Origin of the sequence: Sunxiuqinia dokdonensis, from assembly GCF_001270965.1 — a bacterium.
Lineage (GTDB): Bacteria > Bacteroidota > Bacteroidia > Bacteroidales > Prolixibacteraceae > Sunxiuqinia > Sunxiuqinia dokdonensis.
The window spans coordinates 1-1488 of the sequence record NZ_LGIA01000081.1 but is presented as its reverse complement, the minus strand read 5'-3'; the positions used below and the strand labels follow the sequence as shown (position 1 = coordinate 1488).

Annotated in this window: 1 protein-coding gene; it reads left to right on the top strand. The window is 49.9% G+C overall.

Annotated elements, in window-relative coordinates; all coding sequences use genetic code 11:
• Positions 1-484 precede the first annotated feature (484 nt).
• Positions 485-1488: TlpA family protein disulfide reductase (locus NC99_RS06825; protein WP_157624586.1), on the top strand; the 1004-nt coding region annotated here is incomplete at its 3' end.

Here is a 1488-nt window from a genome sequence, read left to right as displayed (position 1 = left end):
ATAAGCCGCATTATTTTTATCAACTCTTCCAATCTTATTTCCTTTGAAGAGAATCCCACATGTGAACTTACAATAAGCAGGATACAAACATAGCGCGGTTTCAAACCGATATTAACCCCAAAAACGAATGTATTATGCCTCGTTTTAAACGCTTTTTATTTCCCCGACATGCTCCGTAAACTCACGGGCTGCATCTATCAATACCCCCGTATGTAAACCTTCAGGGTTTTCCGAAACCCTGGGGTTTTGGGGGAACACCAAACCTCAGGTTACACAAACACAAAATTGTAAAAGTATGAATGCTATTTTCTGCTTCATGGCCTTGCCATGCCTTTTCTCTTGGCGAGAAGATGAGAGGGTGAGAGAGCGTGAGGGTGAGAAGGCACGAACTCACGAAGGCCTTTAGACATTTACCGGATAACAAGATTTTTGCGGCTTCGCGTCTTTGTGTTCAATCTTCTTTTTACGAAACCAAAACCTAAAAATGATGAGAAACAAAACCAAGATTCCAATACTATTAATCCTGTTTACAGCAGGCATGCTTTTGCATTTTGTGCATTGCAGCCCGCCCGAACAGGCCCAGTCTGGTCCCTTAAAGCCGGGTGACCCGGTTCCTGATCTTCTGCTTAAGGATGTGCTCAACTACCCCGGAGAAACGGCCCGCCTTTCGGATTTCGAAGGCAAGCTGCTGATCCTGGACTTTTGGGCTACCTGGTGCCACCCGTGCATTGAAGCCATCCCGCGGCTCGAACTGCTCCAGCGCGAGTTCGATGGGCAGCTTCAAATCCTGATGGTCACTTCGCAGGACAAAGCCGCGATTGCCAAATTCTTTGCTGCCCGCAAGGTCAGCCTGCCCTCGGTAACGGGAGACACAACCCTTTCGGAACTGTTTCCCCACAACCATGTTCCCCACGAGGTGTGGATCAGGGACGGGAAAGTGGTGGCCATCACCGGCGAAGCGGAAGTCACCGCCGAGAACATCCGGGACCGGTTTTCGCCCAACGCCACACCACTGGCCGAAAAGAAAAGCAATTTTGACTACGACCTGACCAAACCGTTACTGGTTGATGGTAATGGCGGGCAGGCAGGCGATTTGAAGTACCACTCGGTAATCACCGGCTACCTGGACGGGATCGGTGGCGGAGGGGTATATACTGATAGCCTGAACCGATATAAAATCAGGGCATTGAACGGTAATGTTCTGCAATTGTATCGGGGAGCAGTGCGGCAGATGGGGAATCCGGTTTTGGCGCATCCCAACCGGTGTATGTTGGAGTTCGATAAACAGGAAGTGCTGCCGCCGCCAAAGGTATCGGCCTACATGCCTGCTGCCCGCGATAAGTATTATTGCTACGAGCTAATCGTTCCCTCCGCATTAAAAGCACAGGCCGGGGAGCTCATGCTGGAGGATTTAAACCGTTTCTTTGGTGGCATCCATCACCTGCGTGGCACCATTGAAAAGCGACAAGTAAAATGTTGGGTATTGAA